Raw genomic sequence first — 18,815 nt, forward strand, 5'->3', positions numbered from 1 at the left:
GGGAGGATCACATCATGCGCCGCATCCTGAAATGGACGCTTCGGATCGTTGCAGTTCTGGCCATCGTCGCCATCGGCATCGGTATCTGGAAGCGCGACGAGATCACCCGCCTCATGGCGGTCAACAGCCTCTTCGAGCCCGAGCATATCGTCGGGAATTTCTCCAACATGGACGCGGCCTTCCTGCACACGCCCGTGCCGCGCGGCGACCGCCCCGTCATGCCGCTGCCAGGCGGCGCCCCGATGACCCTTCCCGACGGCACCGAGGACTGGATCGAGACGCGCGCCGTCACCTCGCTGCTGGTCCTGCACCATGGCGAGGTCGTCCACGAAAGCTATTACCTGGGCACGACACCCGACGACCGCCGCATCAGTTGGTCCATGGCCAAGTCCTTTCTCTCCGCGCTGATGGGCATTGTCGTGGCCGAGGGCGATATCGCCTCGCTCGACGATCCGGTGACGCAATACGCGCCGATGCTGAGCGGCAGCGCCTATGACGGGGCCACCATCCGCAACGTTCTGCAAATGACCAGCGGCGTGCGGTTCGACGAGGACTACCTCGACTACGATTCCGACATCAATCGCATGGGCCGCGTGCTGGCCCTGGGCGGCACGATGGACGGCTTCGCCGCCGGCCTCACCGAGCGGGACGCGGAGCCCGGCAAGCGCTGGCACTACGTTTCCATCGACACCCATGTCCTGGGCATGATCATCCGCGGCGCGACGGGCCGCGACATCCCCGCGCTGCTGTCGGAAAAGATCATCGCGCCCCTGGGGCTCGAGACCGCGCCCTACTACATCACCGACGGCGAAGGCGTGGCCTTCGTCCTCGGCGGTCTCAACCTGACCACCCGCGACTACGCCCGTTTCGGCCTGATGATCGAACAGAACGGCCAGCTGGGCGGCCGTCAGGTCGTCCCCTCCGACTGGATCGCGGCCTCCACGACGCCCAGCGCCCCGACCGAGCCGGGCCAGATCGGCTATGGCTACCAGTGGTGGATCCCCCAAGGCGCAGAGCCCGGACAGTTCATGGCCCGCGGCATCTACGGCCAGTACATCTATATCGACCAGGGGCGCGATGTGGTCATCGTCACCACCGCCGCCGATCGCGCCTTCCGCGAGCCCGGCGTGAACGATGCCAATATCGACATGTTCCGGCGGATCGCGGACGCGCTCTAGCACGGCGCTGCCCTTGCACCCATGTCGCCTGATGTGCACCATGTGCCCACCCGGGACCCAAGGAGCATCGCATGGCAATCGAAATGGACACTTCCGTCAACGTGCTGGGCGGCAAGCTCGAAAGCTGCTCGACCACGCCCATGACCGGCTTTTTCCGTGACGGCCATTGCAACACCTGCGCCGCCGACCAGGGCAGCCACACGGTCTGCGCCCTGATGACCGCCGAATTTCTCGCCTACTCCAAATACGTCGGCAACGACCTCTCCACGCCGCGCCCGGAGTTCGGTTTCGACGGGCTGAAGCCCGGCGACCACTGGTGCCTCTGCGCCGGGCGCTTCCTCCAGGCGCATGACGAGGGCTGCGCGCCCAAGGTGCGGCTGGAGGCCACCCACGCCCGCGCGCTCGATATCGTGCCGATCGACGTGCTGAAACAACACGCCTCCGACGCGACATCCTGAGGCTCGTTCACCCTTCTCCAAATGCGCATTCAGGGCCCCGCCTGCGGCCCCTTGTTTGGCCGAAGCCCGCCACGGCCCGCCCGGCGTTGCAGGGAAAATCAGGAACTCACACCGCAACGGCACGTTCTTCCACCGGGACGTCAAACCCGGAGGAGCGACACCACACCCGTCCTCCCGACCGTTTGTAAACGCGAAAGGAGACACGAAGATGAAGACCCTGACGACAACGATCCTGACATCCGCCGCGCTGGTCACAGCCGCTCCCGCGCTGGCCCAGCAGAGCCAGGGCGAGACCGATATGCCCGCCTTCTGCGAAACCGCCTTCATGCCCGCCGACAAGAACAAGGACGGCTTCATGAGCGAGCAGGAGATCAAAGACGCGCGCGACGCCGAATTCGCGGCGCTCGACCTCAACAAGGACGGCTCGGTCGACCGCGAGGAAATGGTCAACTGCATCGGCAAGGCCGAACAGAGCAATCGCGACGCCTATTCCCAGGCCCAAGCCGGGAACGACAAGACCGACTGGTCCGATCTGGGCACCGGCGACAAGACCGAACTCAGCGTCGAGGAATACCAGAACCTGACCAACAAGGCCTGGCGCACCGACGACAGCGACATGAAATCGGCCGTGTCCACCGACACCGACGATGCCGAGGAATTCGCCAAGACCGCCGTCGACCGCTTCAAGATGTATGACGGCGACGGCAACGGCATCATCACCCAGGCCGAGTACGAAAGCGAGATCGACAAGGACTGGAGCGACAAGGCCCTGCAAAAGCGCTTTGACGCGATGGACGCCGACGGCTCCGGTTCCCTGTCGCCGCAGGAATACCGCGGTGCCGGAACCAAGGCGCTCGACATGACCGCAGGCACGTCCGAAAGCAAGGACATGAACGGCGACAGCGCCGATGCCTCGGACAGCAACGACACCAGCGCCAGCGACACGCAGAACGCCAGCGACGAGGCGACCGTGCCCGTCGTGATCTACTACTACTCGCTGGTGTAAAATGAGGCGGATTATCAATCCGCACGACACCGGATTGGCGCGCCGGGCCTCACCGTCCGGCGCGTTTTGCGTTGTGCCGCGTCATGCGCAGGTGCGCGATGTGGCGATCTCTCGCCGGAACCGCACGCCGCTTCTGGCGTTTGCTTGCAGTGCATCGGCACGGCGCTATCTGAAGTTACTTGTAAGGCGCCCGTCGGCGCGCAAGTATCAGTAAGCGAAGGAGGTTCGCATGCGACGATTAATTGCTTTCTCCGCCACCGCTCTCCTGCTTTCCAGTGCGGCCATGGCCGACGACACCGCTGCCACTGACCCCGACCGCGATATCGCGCCGGACGACATGGGAATCAACTCGGCCGGCTTTCTCTTCGACGACTCGCTTAGCGCAAACGACGACAACGACCGCGACGCTCGGGGCGATGACGACGACGACCGCACAGAAGACGACCGCAAGAACGACGACAGCGGCAAGGGCCGGAACACGCCGGACGACGACGATCACGACGCAGAGGACGAAGACGACAAGCCCGACGACTGATCGCGCTCACGCCCGAACCGGACGAGCGGCGCTTTAGTCGCCCTCGGCCATATCGAACCCGAGGTGCCGTGCCACGGTGAAAATATCCTTGTCGCCGCGTCCGCACATGTTCATGCACAGGATGTGATCCTTCGGCAGGTCGGGCGCGATCTTCATCACGTGCGCCAACGCATGGCACGGCTCAAGCGCGGGGATGATCCCCTCCGCCTCGCAGCACAGCTTGAACGCTTCCAGCGCCTCCTTGTCGGTGATCGACACGTATTTCGCGCGCCCGATCTCGTGCAGCCACGAATGCTCGGGTCCGATGCCCGGATAATCCAGCCCCGCGGAAATCGAGTAGCCTTCCAGGATCTGCCCGTCATCGTCCTGCAACAGGTAGGTCCGGTTGCCATGCAGCACCCCGGGCCGCCCGCCGGTCAGCGACGCGCAATGCTCCATCTTCTCGTTCACGCCCTTGCCGCCGGCCTCGACGCCGATGATGTTCACCTCCTTGTCGTCGAGGAACGGATAGAACAGCCCCATCGCGTTCGACCCGCCGCCGATGGCCGCGATGATCGTATCGGGCAGACGGCCCTCGGCCTCCTGCAGCTGTTCCTTGGCTTCCTTGCCGATGATCGACTGAAAGTCGCGGACCATCGCCGGATAGGGGTGCGGCCCGGCCACCGTGCCGATGCAGTAGAACGTGTCGCGCACGTTGGTCACCCAGTCGCGCAGCGCGTCGTTCATCGCGTCCTTCAGCGTGCCACGCCCGCTGGTCACCGGGATCACCTCGGCGCCCAACAGCTTCATGCGGAACACGTTGGGCCGCTGGCGCTCGACGTCATGCGCGCCCATGTAGACCACGCATTTCAGCCCGAACTTGGCACAGACCGTGGCCGTCGCCACGCCGTGCTGCCCCGCGCCCGTCTCGGCGATGATGCGCGTTTTGCCCATGCGCCGCGCCAGCAGGATCTGCCCCAGCACGTTGTTGATCTTGTGCGCGCCGGTGTGGTTCAGCTCGTCGCGCTTCATGTAGATCTTGGCACCGCCCAGCCGCTCGGTCAGGCCCTCGGCATGGTACATCGGGCTCGGCCGGCCCACGTAATGCTTCCACAGGAAATCCATCTCGTCCCAGAAGCTCTGATCGGTCTTGGCGTTCTCGTACTGCTCTTCCAGTTCCAGGATCAGCGGCATCAGCGTCTCGGACACGAAACGCCCGCCGAATTCTCCGAAACGCCCCTTCTCGTCGGGGCCGGTCATGAAGGAGTTGAAGAGATCGTTCATGGTCATCATCCCTGTTTGCTCAAGCGTTTCGCCTTTTGCCTGAGCCATCAGCGAAAGGCGAAACGCGTGCAACGATTGGCTGTTGTGCTGCGTTTCGCGGGTAAGCTGTGACACAGGTTTATCGCGAAACGCCTTAACGTCTCAATAGGGCACGGGCCCGCCGTTTTCCAGCGCATTCCTCTGCGACACGCCGCCCCCAGAATATTCGTACGAATATTCTCGGGGCCTCACCTCAGCCGCACGACATAGCCCGTGCTCAGCAATTCCGGCTCGGCCAGCAGGAAGGGCCGGAAGGGCGGCGTGGTATGGATCACCTCCCACGTGCCCGACGCCGCAAGCTTGTCCAGAACCGGCGGAAACCCCTGGTCCTCGAAGGTCGCATCCAGCAGGTTGAACACGCCAACACCCCCGGGCCGTGTCACCCGCGCCAGGTGTTCCAGCGTGACCGGCGGCGCGTGGCCCGGCCCGAACGCCCCGACGCAGACGAAGCCCGCGAAGCCGTCATCCTCGAACGGCAGCCCGGCGCCGGTGTCGGCCACCTCCAGCCGCTCGTAGGCACCCGTCCTGGCGGCGTAGGCCAGCATCTCGGTCGACAGGTCGCAGCCTACGATCCGGCCATATCCCATCAGCCGCAGCGTCTCGCCCACCAGCCCGGTGCCACAGCACGCGTCCAGCACAGGCCCCTCCGCGTCACCCAGGTACCGGCCCAGCAATCCAGCGCCCAGCCCGGGCAGGCGGAATCCCCGGCTCAGGCAATCGGCATCATAGCCGGTCGACCACTTGTCGTAGATCGCCCGGGATTCCTCGGGCGTCCTGGCTCCGTACACGTCATCCAGATCCTGGCGGGTCATGCGTCTCTCCTTTGCTCCAGCTTGGGCAAAGCGGCGCGAGGCGTCAATCCAGTGCCAGCTTGAACCCGGTATGCGACGCGACGAAACCGATCCGCTCGTAGAACCGGCTGGCGTCTTTCCGGCTCGCGTTCATCGTCAGCTGCACCAGCGTACACCCCGCCGCCCTGGCCCGCGCCTTGGCGTCGTCGAACATCGCCTCGCCCACGCCCTGCCCGCGCACATCCCCGGCCACGCGCACGCTTTCCACCTGCGCCCGCCGCGCGGCCCGCAGCGACAGCCCGGTGACAAAGGTGATCTGGTAGGTGGCGACGATCCGACCCGCGTCGTCCTCGCCCACGATCAGGTGGTTGGCGCCCTCGTCGCGCATCCGGGCAAAGGCGGCCTCGTAGAGCGCGGGATCGGCCCCTTCGCGCCCCTGCCCCAGCACGTCATCGGACAGAAGCGCCACAACGGCGGCAACATCCGTCTCGTCCGCATCGCGGAACCGGATCATGCCCGCGCCGCGTCGGCAAAGGCGCGCATCCTGCCGTGGTCCTTCACCCCCGGCGCGCTTTCCAGCGCCGACGACAGGTCAAGCTGGCGCGCGCCCGTCACCCGGATCGCCTCGGCCACGTTCTCCACCGTCAGCCCGCCGGCCAGCATCCACGGCACGGACCATTCGCGTCCCGCAATCAGGCTCCAGTCAAAGCTCTCGGCATTGCCACCCGGGCGCGTCGCGTCCTTCGGCGGCTTGGCATCCAGCAGGATCTGGTCGGCCACCCCGGCATAGCGGTCGATGGTCGCAAGGTCGCCGGCCTCGCGCACGCCCACGGCCTTCATCACCGGCAGGCCATAGCGGGCCTTGATCTCGGCCACCCGCTCGGGGCTTTCAGACCCGTGCAACTGCAACATGTCCAGCGGCACAACCTCGGTCAGCGCGTCCAGCAGCGCATCGTCCGCGTCCACCACCAGCGCCACCTTGGCCACGCCGGGCGGCACCGCCAGCGCCATCTCGCGCGCCATCTCGGGCGTCACGTAGCGCGGCGATTTCGGGAAAAACACGAACCCGACGTAAGCCGCCCCCGCCGCCACCGCGGCCGGGATGTCCTCGGGCCGGGTCAGCCCGCACATCTTGATCCGAATGTCCTGCGCCATGACGCCGCCGGTTAGCTGGCCTCGTCCAGAAGCGCAAGCACCTCGTCCTGGTCCTTGTTGCGCTCGCCTTTCAGCCGGCGCACTTCGGCACGCAATGCCGCCATCTCGCGCGCCTGCCGGGCCGCGGCCGCGCGCTCCTTGGCCTCGCGGATCCACTCCCAGATGAACCCGATCACCAGGCCCGCCAGGATGCCGCCGAACATCACGATGAAGAGCGGAATCTGATAAGACGGGTTCAGGGCCGCCATGCCGGCCAGTTCGCCGGGAAGGATCTGAACCTCGACCACCTGCCGGTTGGCCAACGCGATCAGGATAAGCGCCACCGCGAAAATGGCGATCGAAGCATAGCGGATATAGCGCATCAGGATTTCCCGTTCAGTCGTTCACGCAACAGCTTGCCGGCCTTGAAGAACGGCACGTGCTTTTCCTCGACCTGCACCGATTCTCCGGTGCGCGGGTTGCGGCCGGTGCGCGCGTCGCGCTTCTTGACGGAAAACGCCCCGAAGCCGCGCAACTCGACACGGTTGCCCTCGGCCATGGCATTGGTGATCTCGTTGAAGATGGTGTTCACGATGCGCTCGACATCGCGCTGGTACAGGTGTGGATTCTCGTCGGCGATCTTCTGTATTAGTTCCGACCTGATCATCGGTTCCCCCCGCGTGTGTTTTTTGGTCGAGCAGCGTAACGACTTTAACGACTATAGATAGAAAAAGCGCAATTAGAAACTGCAACCTACCGGATAAACTCGGAAATTCACGGGGAAATGGCGCAGGACCTTGTGGCGCGCGAGGCTTTGCCTAGTCGAAAGGCGGGCATCGCGCCGCGACATCGGCCCCGCGAGTGTCGCCGTGGCGGCGTGATTCGTATGGGCCGTGCGCTCTTTGTCCCATGGTCCGGCTTCGCGCTGTCCCGCTCCGCGGCTGTCCCGGTCATTGCCCCGAGCGGACCCTTGAAAGACGCCGGTCAGGACCGTCGGCCATCACCGGCAAAATGCCGCCGGTGCCAAAAGAAAAGGCCCCGCAAAACGGCGGGGCCTTTCCGAATTCGAACCGTCTCCGGCTTACTTGTCGTCGTCGCCTTTCAGCGCGGCGCCAAGGATGTCGCCCAGCGAGGCGCCCGAATCCGAGCTGCCATACTGTTGCACGGCTTCTTTCTCTTCGGCGATTTCGCGTGCCTTGATCGACAGGCCCAGACGGCGGGTCTTGCTGTCCACGTTGGTCACGCGCACGTCGACCTTGTCACCGACCGAGAACCGCTCGGGGCGCTGCTCGGAACGGTCACGCGACAGGTCGGAGCGGCGGATGAAGGATTTCATGCCCTCGTATTCCACCTCGATGCCGCCATCCTCGATCGAGGTGACCTCGACGGTGATGATCGAGCCGCGCTTCACGCCGCCCACGGCCTCGGCGAACTTGTCGCCGCCCAGGTTCTTGATCGACAGCGAGATGCGCTCTTTCTCCACGTCCACTTCCGAGACGACGGCCTTGACCACATCGCCTTTCTTGTAGCTCTGGATCGCGTCTTCGCCGCGCTCGTCCCAGCTGAGGTCCGACAGGTGGACCATGCCGTCGATGTCGCCATCGAGACCGATGAACAGGCCGAACTCGGTGATGTTCTTGACCTCGCCCTCGACCTCGGTGCCCTCGGGATGGGTTTCCGCGAACACTTCCCACGGGTTGCGCATGGTCTGCTTGAGACCCAGCGAAACGCGGCGCTTCGCCTGGTCGATCTCCAGCACCATGACCTCGACCTCCTGGGACGTGGACACGATCTTGCCGGGATGGACGTTCTTCTTGGTCCACGACATCTCGCTGACGTGCACCAGGCCTTCGACACCGGGCTCCAGTTCGACGAACGCACCGTAGTCGGTGATGTTCGTGACACGGCCGGTATGCACCGATTCCAGCGGGTACTTGGCAGCAACCAGATCCCACGGATCGTCCTGCAGCTGCTTCATGCCCAAGGAAATACGGTGGGTTTCCTTGTTGATCTTGATCACCTGGACCTTGACGGTCTCGCCGATGTTCAGGATCTCCGAGGGGTGGTTCACACGGCGCCACGCCATGTCGGTGACGTGCAACAGGCCGTCCACACCGCCCAGGTCCACGAAGGCCCCGTATTCGGTGATGTTCTTGACCACGCCGTCCACGGCCTGACCTTCGGACAGGTTGCCGATGACTTCGGCGCGCTGCTCGGCGCGGCTCTCTTCCAGGATGGCGCGGCGGCTGACAACGATGTTGCCACGGCGGCGGTCCATTTTCAGGATCTGGAAGGGCTGCTTCAGACCCATCAGCGGGCCGGCATCGCGCACGGGGCGCACATCGACCTGAGAGCCGGGCAGGAACGCCACGGCGCCGCCCAGATCGACGGTAAAGCCGCCTTTGACACGGCCAAAGATCGCGCCTTCGACACGGGCGTCGTCCGCGTATGCTTTCTCCAGGCGGTCCCAGGCTTCCTCGCGGCGGGCCATTTCACGGGAAATGACGGCTTCGCCACGGGCGTTCTCTGCCGAACGCAGGAACACCTCGACCTCGTCGCCCACTTCGATTTCGGGCGCTTCACCGGGATTTGCGAATTCCTTGAGCTCGACGCGGCCTTCCATCTTGTAGCCGACGTCGATGATGGCTTGTCCCGCTTCAACCGCGATGACCTTGCCTTTGACAACCGTTCCCTCTTGGGGGGTGTCCATTTCGAGGCTTTCATTAAGGAGGGCCTCGAATTCCTCCATCGATGCGTTTTGAGCCATGTGGCGTTTCAATCCTAACGTTTCGTTGTGTCCGGCCGCGCGGTTGTCTCCGCCGGTCTTCAAGGTTTCGTTGGTCAGACGGGCCACCATAGGAACGCAAAACAAAGAGGGCCGGTATTCCCGACCCTGCTCGCTCTCAATGCTCTCCGGCGGTTCCGCCTTGTCGACGAGGGGCGCTATAGCCCGCTCGGCCATGACAATCAAGGGGTTTCAAAGCCTAGTCACCTGTCTCAAGGGTCCATCTGGATCTGATGTACCGCACTTAGCATTGCGTCGTGACTAAGCAGGTAACGCGGAGCTAGGAAATTGATCACTCGCCAGTAAGGATAATATGGCTCTTCGTCCGGGAGTTCAAACCGCTCCTCAGGAAGTTGCAGAAGCTCCGGATACTCCGTCCTGACAATTTCTTCGAGTTCGGCTCGCACGCGCCTTTCGCGTTTTGGGTCCCATTCACGTTTAGGATCATCAATTCGTTGGACTAGTTCTCGCCCACGCTCAGGCGTCAGAGAAGAACGACTCAAGACGTCATTTCTTGAAAAGTGATCGCGGCCCACCTCATGGAATGCTATACAGAGAAGCAAAGGTAAGTCCATTGGCTCATTGGGGTAACAACGAATAACCAATTCTACTCTTTCTAGCGTGCGTTTGATCTGCCGCATGCTAGGATTGCAGCGCGTAATAGCATCGAATGCCACTTGCCCCGCACGCTCTTTTGAGAACTCCGCATGATCTCCATAAGGCTCGTAATCGGGAAGCTGCAGAACGATCTGCCGTGCCGCGTCGGCCTTCGCTTTTACCGAGGGCGCAAGTTTCAGCCTCAGGTCAATAAATTTGTCTAGGTATCCCTCCCCAGATTCACCTGCGAATTCCCCGAAGCGATGCTTTGCCAAGTTTTCTAGGTATTCTGCATTGACGAATAAAACGAACACAAAGCCTTCTTCGTTGAAGGCAATCTTCATGGCCTCGAGCAGAGCAATTGCGTAATCTGGATGACATCGATCAAGTTCGTCGATCAAGATTACCACGCGATCCGTATCATGATCTTTCGTCAAAGAACTGCGCAGTTCAGCCAACTGCTCCGGCATTTCGCGGCTACGCACATCTTCCGCAGCCAATTGTGCGGCAACCTGTGCACTTAGCGCCCGGGATACATTTTCACCAAACGCTGTGAGTATCTCGTCCAGCTTTGACATTTCGCCGTCTGCCGAAAGCTTATCGCTCAGCGCATCCACGAACTCTTCGCCAGCCTTGCGAGCAACCACGCTCGCACCTATTTTCATTCCGCCCCACGCCAGCTTCTTCCCGCTGGACCACGCTTTCAGAAATGCCGACTGCTGATTATCCGGCAAGGCAAGCATCAGTGCACCAAGAAACGTAACTACCGGATCGCCCGAATGATCTGATTGCTGCGCATCAATTTCTATGACGACTTCGTCCTCCTGCCGAAGGTGTTCGGCCCAAGCTCGTCGAAAGAAAGTCTTACCCCATCCAAATCCAGCCTCGATCGAGATGACCTTGGCTCCATCGATTGATTTGATCAGATTTGTGAACGTCGAGCCAAGCTTACCGTACTGCAGTACGTCACTCACCCAAGGGTTATCTTCTGAGGGTTCAGTCATGGGTTCCTAAATAAGACCAGTGTTTCGCGATTAGATTGGATTTGCGCTTACACTGCAATCATTGACTGCTGCTTCCTTCCAGCAGCCGCAGCTGAAGATATTCGCCCGGCGCTCGACGCATCACGCCTTGCCCCTTGAAGGGCCCGTGGGGGTTCGACACCTCCACATGCAGCTCGCCGCCCTCGGGCAGGTCCACGTAAAGGATGTTGCTGCCGCACCAGTCGATCGTGGCCCGCAGCATGTGCTGCGTCGGCTCCACCTCGACCGTCAACTGGCTGTTGCGCTTGATGTGCCCGACCTCCTCGCCCGTCACGCTCAGCCGGTAGGCCCGGAACCTGTCCATCCACCCGCCTCCGCGGTGAAAGGTGATCCGCGCGGTCACGTTCCGCCGCGCACCCGCGCGACCTCGGCGCAGGCGGCCTCCACGGCGCCCTCGATGGTCAGGGTCGTGGTGTCCAGCAACACCGCGTCGGCCGCCGGCAAAAGCGGCGCGGTGGCCCGCGCACTGTCGCGCTCGTCGCGCTGGCGCAACTCCGCCAGCACGGTGTCGTAATCCGTCTCGGCCCCCTTGGACAGCAGCTCGTCCAGCCGCCGCTGGGCGCGCACGTCGTCGCTCGCCGTCACGAACAGCTTCACCTCGGCATCGGGACAAATCACCGTCCCGATGTCGCGCCCGTCGAGGACCGCGCCGCCCGACCGCGCCGCGAAGGCCCGCTGGAACTCCACCAACGCCGCACGGACCTCGGGCACCGCCGCAACCCGGCTGGCGGCCTGGGCGACTTCCGCCGTGCGCAGGTCATCCGATTCGAGGTCGGCGGCCAAAAGCGCCCGCGCGGCCTCGACCGGCTCGGTGCCGTCCAGCGTCCGCCGCCCCGTCGCGCGGTAGAGCAGCCCCGTGTCCAGATGCGCAAAGCCGAAACGCGCCGCCACCGCCCGCGCCACCGTGCCCTTGCCCGCCGCCGCCGGCCCGTCGATCGCTACCGTAAAACTCATGTATTTTCCTGCCTCGTTCTGCCGCTGCGTGGGATGCGCTCATACCGCAACACAGTGTTTCCGCAAATAGCCTGACTTTATCGGGCAAATCACCCTATATCGGCAACAAGGTGGCAGGTTTTCCATACTCCTGTCTTCATTGAAACCCACAACCGCATCTACCATGACTCAGTCTGCCAACTCCCGTCACGACGATCCTTCGTCGCCCCTTTCCGACCCGCGTCACGGGTCCCCCGCGCACGAGTGCCGCGCCCATCGCAAGGCGCGCCGGGTCTGGGGCCAGGGCCTGCTGTCCGGCCTGCCCTTTGCCGAAATCGTGCTTCTGGCGGGGTTCCTGATGTCTGCCGGCATGTTCCTGACGATAGATGGCGGTCATGCCACCGCCGTCGATCCCGCACCGAACGCAAACACGGCCACCCGCTGACGGGCCGCCATTCCTTGGTTTCAATCGTGACCGGAAACGCGTTGGAGCGGGTAGCGGGAATCGAACCCGCGCGTTCAGCTTGGGAAGCTGACAGGCTACCATTACATCATACCCGCCTGCGCATCTGGCTCAGATATGCCTCGCCATCCGCCCGGTCAAGAGAGATTCTGGCCCGCGCCGGGACCTAATCCGCGACGCGCACATCGGTATAGGTATAGACCTCCTCGTCACCGCTCGAGGAACTGGACACCAGCAATCCCACACCCATTTCCGGCAGGTAGTGATAGCGCTCGGTATAGCTCGGGTCGTCGTTGAAGCTCATGTCGATCTCGAACGCCGGATAAGCGCACGGCCCCAGGTTGATCGTCTGCATGGGGCCCGACGTGGCGGTGCCCCCGCCGCTGCTGTCATTGCTCCAATCGGCATCGGGCTTCGGCTCCTGCCACTTGTCGAGCTCGTCATAGCTGGCGAAGACTTCCTTCTCTGCCACCCGCACCACGCCGTCCTCGATGGGCACCGAGCTTGCCAGGTAGAGCCCATGCCTGGTCTCCAGGATCGACCCCGAGCCGTCGGCGAACTCGGTCTGGATCACGATCACGTCGGTGGCCAGTTGCCGATGCGTCTCGACCGTGCCGTCCTGGGTCTCGAAGACAACGCCTTTCTTCAGGTCCTCAGGCCCCGGGCAGGCAAGGGCCGGCAGGGCGGCTGCAGACGCTAGGGACAGGGAAAGCGCTTTGAAAAGAGTGGTCATGACAGGCATTCAATCGGTTGCGAAATTCAGGGCTCGGGCAGGCTGGAAACGCCCGGATCTTGGCCCGGGCGCCCTGTATTCTGCGCAATCGCCCCGCGCCGCGCAATCGCTTTCTCGGGACGTCGGTCAGCCCCGCCGCCGCCTGCGGCGGCCACCCTCCTGGTCGCCCCCGGTGTTGAAGGACGGGTTCGGCAGCGGCGCGACCTTGGCCAGTTCCGGAAACGGGTCGGTCTTGTGCGGGATGGCGTTGGCGGCCACGAAATGTTCCTGGAACTTCGGCTCGATGGCTGTCTCGACCTTGGTGATCTCGCGCACGACCCGCTCGATCTCGCGCCGCGCGCCCACGTTGCACAGCGCGATCCGCGCGCCCGTGCCGGCCGCGTTGCCCGCGCTGGTGACCTTCTCCAGCGGCACGTCCGGGATCATGCCCAGCACCATCGCGTGCTTGGCACTGATATGCGCGCCGAACGCCCCGGCCAGCACCACGCGGTCCACCTTGTCCACGCCGCGCTGGTCCATCAACAGCCGCGCGCCCGCGTAAAGCGCGGATTTCGCCAGCTGGATCGCCCGGATATCGCCCTGCGTCACGGTGATGCGCGGCCCGCCCTCGGCTGTCGCGTCATGCACCAGGTAGGAATGCGTCCGCCCTTCCGGCACCATCCGCGCCGTCCCGGTCGCCTCGGCCGATCCGATCAGCCCGCTTTCATCCATCAGCCCGGCCATGCGCAGCTCCGCCACCGCCTCGATGATGCCCGAGCCGCAGATGCCGGTAATGCCGCCCGGCCCCACCTCTTCGGCAAAGCCCTCTTCGTCCGACCACTTGTCCGATCCGATCACGCGAAAGCGCGGCTCCTTCGTCTCGGGGTCGATGCGTATGGCCTCGATCGCCCCCGGCGCGGCCCGCTGCCCGCTGGAAATCTGCGCGCCCTCGAAGGCCGGTCCCGTGGGCGAGGAACAGGCCAGCACCCGGCTCTTGTCCCCCAGCAGGATCTCGGCATTGGTGCCCACGTCCACGATCAACGCAAGGTCCTCGGATTTTCCCGGCTCCTCGCTCAGCGCCACGGCGGCGCAATCCGCGCCCACATGCCCCGCGATACAGGGCAGCACATAGACCCGTGCCCGCGTGTTGATCGCGCTCAGCTCCAGCTCCCGCGCCTCCAGCGCCATGCTGTCGGACGTGGCCAGCGCGAATGGCGCCTGCCCCAGCTCCACCGGGTCGATCCCCAGAAGCAGGTGATGCATCACCGGGTTGCAGACGAAGACCGTTTCCACGATCAAGCTCGGGTCGATCTCCGCCTCTTTCGCAATCTCTTCGGCCAGCGTGTTGATCGCCTCGCGCACCGCGCGGGTCATTTCCTTGTCCCCGCCGGGGTTCATCATCGCATAGCTCACCCGGCTCATCAGGTCCTCGCCGAACCGGATCTGCGGGTTCATGATGCCCGACGACGCCTTGACCTCGCCCGTCTCCAGGTCGGTCAGATGCGCCGCCACCGTGGTCGAGCCGAGGTCGATCGCCAGCCCGTAGAGCCCGCTTTCATGCAGCCCCGGCCAGATCTCGATCACCCGCGGCACGGTCTCCAGATGCGAGCGGTGCAAGGCCACCGTCACCCGGAACTTGCCCTTGCGCAGCACCGGCTGCAACTTCGCCAGCAGCGTCAGGTCGGCGGTGATCTCCCCGATCTCCCACTGCTCCCGCAGCGCCCGCTCCAGCCGCTCCAGGTCGCCCGTCGGCTCGTGCATGTCCGGCTCATCCACCTCGACGAAGTAAAGCCGCGTCGCCGGGTCCATCTGGATCACCCGGGCCGAGGCCGCCTTGCGCACCACCTGCTTGTGCACCTGGCTCTCGGGCGGCACGTCGATCACGATGTCGCCCATAACCTGCGCCTGGCAGCCCAGCCGCCGCCCGGCCTTCAGCCCGCGCTTCTGGTCATAGCGCTCCTCGACCGCGTTCCAGTCCGACAGCGCGCCTTCGCGCACCGTGACGCCATGCTTGGAAAACTCGCCATAGCCCGGCGTGATCTGGCACTTGGAACAGATCCCCCGCCCGCCGCAGACCGAATCGAGGTCGACACCAAGCTGCCGCGCGGCGGTCAGCACCGGCGTGCCTTTCGGGAACCGCCCGCGCTTGCCCGAGGGCGTGAAAACCACCAGTGGATCGGACTCGCTCATCTTACATCGTCCTTGGCTCAAGCATTCGTCTGGCGGGCACCATAGCGGTTTCCGGCACGACCGAAAGCCCGCCACCGGCATTATCTGTCAAACCCGCGTCATCGACCCGGCCCCGAAAATTCGTACGAATTTTTGCCGCCCGAGATTATTCGTACGAATAATCTCGGGCGCTGCGCTCAAACGCGACGGATCTCGGCACCCAGCCCGGTCATCAGCGCCTCGAACACCGGAAAGGAGGTGGCGATCGGCCCGCCATCATCCACCGTCACGGGCGCCTTGCTCGCAAGCCCCAGCACGAGGAACGACATGGCGATGCGGTGATCCAGGTGGCTGGCACAGGTCGCCCCGCCCGGCACGCCGCCCGCGCCCCTGCCCTCGACAATCCACCAGTCCTCGCCCTCCTCGACCGTCACGCCGCAGGCGCGCAATCCCGTGGCCATCGCGTCGATCCTGTCGCTTTCCTTCACCCGCAGTTCCTTGACCCCACGCATCACCGTGCGCCCTGCGGCACAGGCCGCGACGACCGACAATACCGGGTATTCGTCGATCATGCTCGCGGCCCGCTCGGGCGGCACCTCGATGCCTTTCATGTCGGGCGAGTACCGCACCCGCAGGTCCGCCACCGGCTCGCCGCCTTCCTCGCGCGCGTTCTCATAGGCCAGGTCCGCGCCCATCTCGCGCAGCGTGGTGAACAGCCCCGCCCGCGTCGGGTTCAGCCCGATATTGGGTACCAGCACATCCGAGCCTTCGGTGATCAGCGCCGCACAGACCGGGAAGGCCGCGCTCGACGGGTCGCGCGGCACTACGATGGTCTGCGCCGTCAGCTCCGGCTGCCCGGTCAGGGTGATCACCCGGCCCTCGTCCGTGACCTCGGTCGAAATCTCGGCGCCGAACCCGGCCAGCATCCGCTCGGTGTGGTCGCGCGTGGCCTCGCGCTCGATCACCACGGTCTGCCCCGGGGCGTTCAACCCCGCCAGCAGCACGGCTGATTTCACCTGCGCCGACGGCACCGGCACCTCGTAACGCACCGGCACCGGCTCCCGCGCGCCCACGATTGTCATCGGCAGCCGTCCGCCCTCGCGCCCCACGGCCCGCGCCCCGAACAGGGCCAGCGGGTCGGTCACCCGCGCCATGGGCCGCCCGTTCAGGCTGGCATCCCCGGTGAACGTCGCGGTGATGGGCGACGTCGCCATCGCCCCCATGATCAGCCGCACGCCGGTGCCCGAATTGCCGCAGTCGATCACCTGGTCCGGCTCGGCGAAACCGCCCACGCCCACGCCATGCACGTGCCAGGTGCCGTCCGCGTCTCGCGCGACCTCCGCCCCCATGGCCCGCATCGCCTTGGCCGTGTCCAGCACGTCCTCGCCTTCCAGCAGGCCGGTCACCACGGTCTCACCCACGCTCAGCGCCCCAAGGATCAGGCTGCGATGCGAGATCGACTTGTCGCCGGGCACATGCGCCTCGCCTTTCAGGCCAGACGACAGGCTGGATTGCATCGGGACGGGCGCGCCATGACCAGACATCGGACTTCCTTCCTTAAACGTTCGCCCCGCTGATAGCGCAGCCCCCGGGCAGCGTCCATCACGCCTTTCCTCTGGCCTTAAATATCCCGGGGGTTTGGGGGCTGGCCCCCAATCTAACCTGCGTTTGGGGGCTGGCCCCCAATTCAACCTGCGTTTGGGGGCTGGCCCCCAACTAGACCTGTGTTTGGGGGCTGGCCCCGATCGAACCGGCCTTGCCCCACCCACAGGTCATCCTCGGGCCCGACCCGAGGATCTCCCCGCCGCGAGAATCAGGATCAGGTCCGGGAAGGGCCGCGCCCCGGGGCCCCGGTCAGCTCCGCAAAGCCCGGCCGGGCGTGCCGGTCACTTGCCGTCCTTCGCGTGCACCGCCGCCGTCACCAGCAATTCCACCTTCAGTTCGGGATGGGCCAGCTTCGCTTCGCCGCAGGCTCGGGCGGGAGCGTGGCCCTCGGGCACCCAACTGTCCCACACGTCGTTCATCTCGGCGAAATCGGCCATGTCGGCCAGCCAGATCGTGCATTGCAGGATCCGCGTCGCGTCCGAGCCCGCCTCGCCCAGCAGCGCCTCGACCTTTTCAAGGCAGGTGCGGGTCTGATCCGCCACGCTGTCGCCGCGGTTGCCCACCTGCCCGGCCAGGTAGATCGTCTCGCCATGGATCACGATCTGGCTCATGCGGGCGGCGGTATGGTGGCGGACGATATCTGTCATGACGGGGCTCCCTTCCCATGTGTTCGCCCCGTCATAACGCGGCGCGCGCTACTGCGCCAGTTCCCCGATGCTGCCCGCCGTGGCCCAGTCGCTCATTCCATTGCGCCACACCAGCGTCCGGTCCCCGACCCGGCCCGCCGCCATCTCGGCGCGAAGGTCGTTCAGCGTCATCGGCCCGACCTGCTGCCGGCCCTCCGCGAACCACCAGATCGCCTCCTGCGGGGTTTGCGCCGCGCCCCGGCTCGCCTTCAGCCGCTCCAGCTCGCCCGCAGCCTCCTCGTGACCGCGCTCGACCGCCACCTCCATCCACTCGATCGCCCGGTCGAGGTTCCGCTCCACCCCGTCACCGTCGCGATACATGATGCCCAGGTTGAAGGCCGCGGTCGTGTGGCCCTCCCGCGCGGCGGCGTCGAACAGACGCGCGGCCTCGGCCATGTTGACCTCCACGCCCTCGCCGCCGTGATAGTGGATCACCCCGGCCAGGTAGGTCGCACTGGTGTTGCCCTGTTCGGCCGACATCAGCGCATAGCGCAGCGCCTCGGCCGCATCCTTCTCGCCGCCGCGGCCCTGCCAGCGGAACCAGGCATAGTTCGACTGCGACACGTGGTTGCCCAGGTCCGCCGCGCGCCGGTAATACGCGGCCGCCGCCGCATCGTCCTGGGGCACGTTCTCCCCGCGGGCATATTCCACGCCCAGCTGGTTCAGCGCATCGGTGCGCTCCGCGTCTCCCGCACGGTTCAGAAGCTCCAGCGCCAGCTCCACGTCCTTCTCGACCGTGATCGCCTGGAGATAGGCCATCCCCATGATATAGACCGAGTTGGAATGGTCGTCCTCGAACGCCACCTTGGCATAGCCCACCGCGCGCGGCTCGTCCTCGGGGATGCCCTTGACCCCGTACCAGAACATGTTGGCCAGGTTGTCGGCGGCGATCGTGCTGCCCAGCGCCATGGCCCGTTCGTAATACTCGATCGCCTTCTCGAAACTCTGCTCGACCCCGTCGCCCCGGTAATAGGCCACGCCGAGGTTGTTCAGCTTCGCCGCCTCGCTCAACGCGTCCTCGCCCTCCTCCGATGGCGCGCCGGACCGGGTGCTGGTGATGACCTCCTTGCCATCGACAAGGATGCGCGTGGTGTTGCCCTCGACGACGATCTCCACCTCCTCGAAGGCACCGCTGTCGATCGACGATCCATCCAGCGAGATCGTGGTGCCGTCGATCACGATCTCGCGCCCGTCGATCACGATCTCGGCCCCGGTCGACGTGGTCGAGATGCTCTGCGACCCGCCCCCCGTGATGGTGATCTGCACGCCGTTCACCGTGACCGAAGACGAGCTTTGCGCCCCCGCCAGGCCAGCCGGCAAGGCCAGCGCCACTGCGAGGCCGACAATCACGGCCACGAGACGCGTCCGCAATGGCCGCAGGAAATCCGTCATCGTCATGGTAATCCCCAATCTTTCAT

The 18,815-nt window shown here is 64.8% G+C and carries 20 protein-coding genes and 1 tRNA gene; 5 read left to right on the forward strand and 16 right to left on the reverse strand.

The genetic code is table 11. The features are described 5' to 3' along the window. Positions 1 to 14: 14 nt before the first annotated feature. From KUV49_RS00225 to KUV49_RS00240, 4 genes are all read left to right on the forward strand, one after another. Positions 15 to 1,178 carry a serine hydrolase domain-containing protein gene (locus tag KUV49_RS00225; protein ID WP_222451081.1) on the forward strand — a complete coding sequence of 388 codons (1,164 nt, stop codon included), beginning with the start codon at positions 15 to 17 and terminating at the stop codon, positions 1,176 to 1,178. A gap of 71 nt (positions 1,179 to 1,249) precedes the next feature. Further along, on the forward strand, positions 1,250 to 1,636 hold the full coding sequence (locus KUV49_RS00230) for a DUF2237 family protein (RefSeq protein WP_152491305.1): 387 nt from the start codon (positions 1,250 to 1,252) through the stop codon (positions 1,634 to 1,636). 208 nt (positions 1,637 to 1,844) lie between these two features. Continuing rightward, the gene (locus tag KUV49_RS00235) at positions 1,845 to 2,642 is read left to right on the forward strand and encodes an EF-hand domain-containing protein (RefSeq protein WP_222451082.1); all 798 of its coding nucleotides are present in this window, start codon (positions 1,845 to 1,847) and stop codon (positions 2,640 to 2,642) included. 229 nt (positions 2,643 to 2,871) lie between these two features. Continuing rightward, complete coding sequence (locus KUV49_RS00240) at positions 2,872 to 3,177, forward strand: hypothetical protein (protein ID WP_222451083.1); 306 nt, start codon at positions 2,872 to 2,874, stop codon at positions 3,175 to 3,177. A gap of 33 nt (positions 3,178 to 3,210) precedes the next feature. On the opposite strand, the gene trpB is transcribed toward KUV49_RS00240, so the two are convergent. From trpB to cmk, 10 genes are all read right to left on the reverse strand, one after another. Beyond that, positions 3,211 to 4,440, reverse strand: coding sequence for a tryptophan synthase subunit beta (trpB, locus tag KUV49_RS00245; protein ID WP_152496458.1), 1,230 nt, complete (start codon positions 4,438 to 4,440; stop codon positions 3,211 to 3,213). 227 nt (positions 4,441 to 4,667) lie between these two features. Continuing rightward, on the reverse strand, positions 4,668 to 5,291 hold the full coding sequence (locus KUV49_RS00250) for a class I SAM-dependent DNA methyltransferase (protein ID WP_222451084.1): 624 nt from the start codon (positions 5,289 to 5,291) through the stop codon (positions 4,668 to 4,670). A 43-nt stretch (positions 5,292 to 5,334) separates the two neighbouring features. Further along, entirely contained in the window at positions 5,335 to 5,784 is a 450-nt protein-coding gene (locus KUV49_RS00255) for a GNAT family N-acetyltransferase (RefSeq protein WP_222451085.1), read from the reverse strand. Next, positions 5,781 to 6,425 (reverse strand): phosphoribosylanthranilate isomerase, encoded by a 645-nt coding sequence (locus tag KUV49_RS00260; protein ID WP_222451086.1) that lies wholly within the window; start codon positions 6,423 to 6,425, stop codon positions 5,781 to 5,783. The genes KUV49_RS00255 and KUV49_RS00260 overlap by 4 nt, the downstream gene beginning before the upstream one ends. An 11-nt stretch (positions 6,426 to 6,436) precedes the next feature. Beyond that, positions 6,437 to 6,787, reverse strand: a complete 351-nt coding sequence (locus KUV49_RS00265; RefSeq protein ID WP_152491298.1) for a lipopolysaccharide assembly protein LapA domain-containing protein — start codon at positions 6,785 to 6,787, stop codon at positions 6,437 to 6,439. Further along, positions 6,787 to 7,071: an integration host factor subunit beta gene (gene ihfB, locus KUV49_RS00270; RefSeq protein ID WP_057792171.1), complete on the reverse strand. Its 285-nt coding sequence runs from the start codon at positions 7,069 to 7,071 to the stop codon at positions 6,787 to 6,789. Before ihfB ends, KUV49_RS00265 begins: the two co-directional genes overlap by 1 nt. Positions 7,072 to 7,485: 414 nt before the next feature. Then, complete coding sequence (rpsA, locus tag KUV49_RS00275; RefSeq protein ID WP_152491296.1) at positions 7,486 to 9,171, reverse strand: 30S ribosomal protein S1; 1,686 nt, start codon at positions 9,169 to 9,171, stop codon at positions 7,486 to 7,488. 230 nt (positions 9,172 to 9,401) lie between these two features. Beyond that, on the reverse strand, positions 9,402 to 10,790 hold the full coding sequence (locus tag KUV49_RS00280) for a P-loop NTPase fold protein (RefSeq protein ID WP_222451087.1): 1,389 nt from the start codon (positions 10,788 to 10,790) through the stop codon (positions 9,402 to 9,404). Positions 10,791 to 10,848: 58 nt separating this feature from the next. Then, positions 10,849 to 11,133: a hypothetical protein gene (locus KUV49_RS00285; RefSeq protein WP_222451088.1), complete on the reverse strand. Its 285-nt coding sequence runs from the start codon at positions 11,131 to 11,133 to the stop codon at positions 10,849 to 10,851. Positions 11,134 to 11,168: 35 nt separating this feature from the next. Further along, entirely contained in the window at positions 11,169 to 11,783 is a 615-nt protein-coding gene (cmk, locus tag KUV49_RS00290; protein WP_222451089.1) for a (d)CMP kinase, read from the reverse strand. A gap of 163 nt (positions 11,784 to 11,946) precedes the next feature. Here cmk and KUV49_RS00295 point away from each other — a divergent pair, with 163 nt between their 5' ends. Beyond that, complete coding sequence (locus tag KUV49_RS00295) at positions 11,947 to 12,207, forward strand: hypothetical protein (RefSeq protein WP_222451090.1); 261 nt, start codon at positions 11,947 to 11,949, stop codon at positions 12,205 to 12,207. A 42-nt stretch (positions 12,208 to 12,249) separates the two neighbouring features. On the opposite strand, the gene KUV49_RS00300 is transcribed toward KUV49_RS00295, so the two are convergent. The 6 genes from KUV49_RS00300 to KUV49_RS00325 form a co-directional block, all read right to left on the reverse strand. Then, positions 12,250 to 12,323: transfer RNA gene (locus KUV49_RS00300), tRNA-Gly, on the reverse strand. A gap of 68 nt (positions 12,324 to 12,391) precedes the next feature. Further along, complete coding sequence (locus KUV49_RS00305) at positions 12,392 to 12,958, reverse strand: hypothetical protein (protein WP_222451091.1); 567 nt, start codon at positions 12,956 to 12,958, stop codon at positions 12,392 to 12,394. Positions 12,959 to 13,084: 126 nt separating this feature from the next. Then, positions 13,085 to 15,127, reverse strand: a complete 2,043-nt coding sequence (locus KUV49_RS00310) for an ASKHA domain-containing protein (RefSeq protein ID WP_222451092.1) — start codon at positions 15,125 to 15,127, stop codon at positions 13,085 to 13,087. Between the two features lie 176 nt (positions 15,128 to 15,303). Further along, the gene (gene aroA / locus KUV49_RS00315; RefSeq protein ID WP_222451093.1) at positions 15,304 to 16,650 is read right to left on the reverse strand and encodes a 3-phosphoshikimate 1-carboxyvinyltransferase; all 1,347 of its coding nucleotides are present in this window, start codon (positions 16,648 to 16,650) and stop codon (positions 15,304 to 15,306) included. A gap of 342 nt (positions 16,651 to 16,992) precedes the next feature. Then, entirely contained in the window at positions 16,993 to 17,358 is a 366-nt protein-coding gene (locus KUV49_RS00320) for a RidA family protein (protein ID WP_222451094.1), read from the reverse strand. Between the two features lie 48 nt (positions 17,359 to 17,406). Beyond that, positions 17,407 to 18,795, reverse strand: coding sequence for a GYF domain-containing protein (locus tag KUV49_RS00325; RefSeq protein WP_222451095.1), 1,389 nt, complete (start codon positions 18,793 to 18,795; stop codon positions 17,407 to 17,409). Positions 18,796 to 18,815: the final 20 nt, after the last annotated feature.

The organism is Roseovarius atlanticus (assembly GCF_019802205.1).
GTDB lineage: Bacteria > Pseudomonadota > Alphaproteobacteria > Rhodobacterales > Rhodobacteraceae > Roseovarius > Roseovarius atlanticus_A.